4 protein-coding genes and 1 pseudogene are annotated in these 3,935 nt (G+C 57.1%); 3 read left to right on the top strand and 2 right to left on the bottom strand.

From position 1 onward, the window contains the following. Nucleotides 1-324: 324 nt before the first annotated feature. On the top strand, nt 325-1,311 hold the full coding sequence (locus CT676_RS43130) for an AraC family transcriptional regulator (RefSeq protein ID WP_135217296.1): 987 nt from the start codon (nt 325-327) through the stop codon (nt 1,309-1,311). 263 nt (nt 1,312-1,574) lie between these two features. Here CT676_RS43130 and CT676_RS45940 read toward each other — a convergent pair whose 3' ends face one another. Further along, nucleotides 1,575-2,087 carry a diguanylate cyclase gene (locus tag CT676_RS45940; RefSeq protein WP_244623532.1) on the bottom strand — a complete coding sequence of 171 codons (513 nt, stop codon included), beginning with the start codon at nt 2,085-2,087 and terminating at the stop codon, nt 1,575-1,577. A 554-nt stretch (nt 2,088-2,641) separates the two neighbouring features. Here CT676_RS45940 and CT676_RS43120 point away from each other — a divergent pair. After that, the gene (locus CT676_RS43120; protein WP_167768354.1) at nt 2,642-3,043 is read left to right on the top strand and encodes an EF-hand domain-containing protein; all 402 of its coding nucleotides are present in this window, start codon (nt 2,642-2,644) and stop codon (nt 3,041-3,043) included. A gap of 114 nt (nt 3,044-3,157) precedes the next feature. On the opposite strand, the gene CT676_RS44700 is transcribed toward CT676_RS43120, so the two are convergent. After that, entirely contained in the window at nt 3,158-3,319 is a 162-nt protein-coding gene (locus CT676_RS44700; RefSeq protein ID WP_167768353.1) for a hypothetical protein, read from the bottom strand. Between the two features lie 243 nt (nt 3,320-3,562). On the opposite strand from CT676_RS44700, the pseudogene CT676_RS43115 reads away from it, so the two are divergent. Further along, a pseudogene (locus CT676_RS43115) lies at nt 3,563-3,685 on the top strand (acetamidase/formamidase family protein); the annotation flags it as partial. Nucleotides 3,686-3,935: the final 250 nt, after the last annotated feature.

The raw sequence follows: 3,935 nt of genomic DNA, 5'->3' as shown, positions 1-3,935 counted from the left end.
AGAGCTCTTGCGTGTCATCATCCGAGCCTTCTTCGAGACCGTCCCGGCTCGAAACACCGCTTGAGCCGGGCGCCGCCGCCAGTTCTTCACGAACGACTCTCAACTCCAAATTCGAGGGCGACGAATCCTGAAGGCTTAGAAATCATAAGCATTCCAAGCTAACACTTTTGATCACGCGAACACTCACAAACTTTAATAGTCTCTAAGCATCCATAACGAGCTTAATGACAAGGGTCGAGTATTCTCCAGGTGTCGAAATGCTGAAACACAAGCCTGCGCAGCCAATGGTAGCGCGAACCTGACAGGTGAACGGAGATGCCAACAATGTTTACCGAAACACTAGCGGACAATACTCGCACCAGTCTGGTTGGCTTGCAGGATGTGTACTTCTCCCAGGACACTCATACGCTTCACCGCGAACTGAGGTGGCGTCAGCCAGGGCGCGCCGGCAGTATCACAACCGAAGATATAACGATCTCGCGTTGGATGGATCCACTGAATACGTTTAGTCGGGAGGAAGCGCGAACCCCTCGCGATCAATACTTCATTGGCGTTGCCTTGAAATCCACTCGGCTCAAGCTGACCAGAGATCGTCAAATCATCTTCGATGGGATCATGCCTGTGGGCGCTCTCTATGTAGGAGCCCCCTCGACTGAACTCAGCGCCCAGTTTGATGCACCTTACGACTTCCTACACTTGCACGTTTCTGCTCACTATTTTCGCTCCAAGAAATTGGCGAGCCAAGATCGGCGCGGGCAGGAACTGAGTGATCTCGTACTTCTACGTGACTCGTTTGCGGCTCAGCTTGCCAAAGCGTTGGTAGAGCACGACGACGCTGCAGACTCCACCTTTGCGAGTTCGCTCGGTCAAACGTTGGCGATGCATGCCGCTCGGCTGGAGTTACCGCGCGTCAGAATGAATGCTCTGCCGAAATGGAGGCTACGGCGAGTTGAGGATTACGTGAAGGAGCATTTTGATCAATACATCCGACTTGGGGATCTCGCCAAGGTAGCCGGATTGTCACGCATGCATTTCGCCGCGCAATTTCGGGCTGCGACCGGATACCGTCCACGCGAATATCTTTTGCATCAGCGTATTGAACACGCAAAGTCCCTATTGGCTGATACAGAGACTTCGCTCGCCCAAGTGGCACTTGCCGTCGGCTTCGGCACGCAGGCGTATTTCTCGACCGTTTTCAAACGGATCACCGGAGACACCCCGGCCCGGTGGCGTTGCAGCGCCCGCAACGCGTCGGTCGCGCAATCTTTTCAGTATGCGACGACTGGGAACGCAAGCACCATAAAACGCTGATCTGACGGCAATTCCGTCTTATCCTCAGAGCATTGCTCAAATTCCGTTACGAGCGCAAAGAGAGCTCGCGCGAAGAAGTATCTTTCGCAAACATCGGTGAAGCGTGGGATTCCCTTCTTGTGACTGCGAGGGAGTTGATCTAAATCAAGCTGCGCGCGTTACGGTTTTTCGGTCCGGCGCCTGATCCGCGAAATGCGAAGTTACATCAAAAACTTGGTGTACGATGAATAACAGGCGCCCTGCATCGTCCAACACTGGACTTTTTAGCGGCTGCCAGTACGCTCCACAAATTCCCCAGCCGCGTCGCGGACATCATAGCGTTGAATTGCCATCGCGTGCGGCCGCCCGCTCTCGGCGACCGTCGCTACAGATGAATATAGTCGGGCGACGCCATCAGCGATCGGATCACTAGGATTATCCGGAAAAATATCGAATATACGCTCGCCGGCCACTTCGGCAATATCGATCATCGCAGCCGCAGTGTAGAGCTTGTTTGCATCTACTATGTGCAAGCCTGGACGCGTGTCAATCAGAAGCAGTGTGCTCGCTTGTTCAAACTCTCGTTGAAAGACACTCACGCATTTATTTGGCAGCACAGGATAGCGGTGCCTCTTCGCCGTCCAATCGCTTCGAAATGCGCCTTGCACGTCCGCTTCGATCGCGGCCAATTTGCGCTGCGATTGCAAAAGAAGCGACCGAACTATCGCCTCGCTCGTCTCTTCCAAAAGAAGGCGCTGATAGAGCGCGATATTCTGCTGCTCGATGAAACGCTGCATGGCCGGCCCCCTGAGACCACACCATAAGGAAATGCCGTGGAACTAAGAGCCGCCAGCCTTGGGGGAACTGACGGCTCAACGGTTGGGGGCGTAGTGGGGACAGAGCGCTCGGCACGCATGGTCGCAATCAGCATCCTGTTGAGCCGAAGCGAATTTTCGCTTTCGACTAGGGGGCGCAATTTGCACGGTCGAACGCCTCGGTCCGCTCGCGGAAAAGGCGGCGGTCACACTTACCGAACTCGGTTACGATAGCGTCCACGAAGTCGCGGATTTCGCGGACTACGTCCGCACGCTCAAATAGGGCACGGGCCCACGGCCGCCGCAAAGGTTCGCAGCCCGGGTTGAGATGAGTCAATGTAGGGCTTCCGATGCACGGATAGAGTCGAAAGCGTACCGAGCGGCACGAGCGCGCAGGTGCCGTTATAGTTGCGGGGCCTGGACTCCTAGGCACCCCGGGCTCCGTTTCACCACGACGAAAGCGAGCGCAACCAGTAGCCGGCCTCGTAAGAGCAGCTCCGCCGGCGGGACTTATGACACTTCCGAGGAGGTTTCAAATGTACAATCGTATCTTGGGACTGACGACATCCGTTCTCATTCTGGCGTACTGCACTGTGGATGCCTTTGCACAGAGCCAAATAACGCCCCAACCAGATCAGCAACAAATGCAATCGCATCCCATGGGCCAGGAAGGCGGGGGCACGATAGGGCACGGAAGCATGAGGGGCGGCGGCATGATGGGACAAATGATGGGGCGCGGCATGACGGGTGGGGGCACGATGGGACCACCTTTTATGATGCGTATGATGTTCGCTCTGATGGACGCCGACGGCGATGGGAGCATCTCACTGCAGGAGTTTCAGGCAGCCCACGAACGAATTTTCAAGGCGATGGATGGCAATAAGGATAGCAAGCTTACGCTGGAGGAGATGCAAGCGTTCATCCACGGGACAAGGTGATCGACTTCGTCAAGTCCGACGAAGAAGCAGAACATGTAGCTCTATACGCTGCTCGCCGGGACGAATAGCCCGAACTGGCTCATGACAAGCGAGTGTTCGCCGGCTTGCGAAAGCCTAGCACGCCCGAGCTGTCACAAAACCGTGCGTCAGGTCCTCCACGTCGTCGATGTTGGTGAGGTACACCGTCACCTCGTCGCCCTGCTTGACCTCAAATTTGTCGAGCGCGTACGCGGTCGAGTACATGTAGACGCGCACCTGGTTGCCGTCGCGGACCACCTGGCTGCGTCTTGCACACGGTTACCAGCGCCGTGGCCGGCGGACTTCTCATGCTGTTGAGCGCGGCCGCAAGGTCGAAGACGTCATGACCTGGCAGGTAATCTCGGTGCAGGAGGAGACCTCACGACCTCACTGGCCGATCTGGTCGACCTGATGGAGAAGCACGACATCAAGCGCGTCCTTCATCGCGGAGATGCTGCGCGCCGGTGTGCGGGCCACCATTGATGCTGTCCCGGATTGCGCTTCGTTCGTGGCGCGGGCGAGGGGATCGGCGTGCATCTCCTCACCGGACCGGTCGCGATCGAAGGCGCCGAGCCCGGTGACATCCTGGAAGTGCGCATCCTCGATATCAGGCCGCGGCCGAGCTGCAGCGCCTGTTGCAGGCGAGCGCGAGGCCAGCCGCCAGCAGCGCCGGCAGCTTGATGCTGATATGCTGTAAATAAGCGCCGAACTTTGCCCCCCATCTGGAGTGGGCCCTCCAGGGGGGACAGGTTGGCTTTCAGTAATTGACCGGACGGCCGGGCTTTCAGAGGATGAAGGCCCATGGCAAAGCACCGAACGCATAGCGTCGAGTTCAAGCAGCAGGTTTCCCAGGAGTATCTGAGCGGCGAGACAC

The sequence above is a fragment of the Bradyrhizobium sp. MOS001 genome (assembly GCF_004634465.1).
GTDB classification, from domain to species: domain Bacteria; phylum Pseudomonadota; class Alphaproteobacteria; order Rhizobiales; family Xanthobacteraceae; genus Bradyrhizobium; species Bradyrhizobium barranii.
Note: the sequence above shows the minus strand (reverse complement) of the source record. Positions and strands in the feature narration are given on the sequence as shown.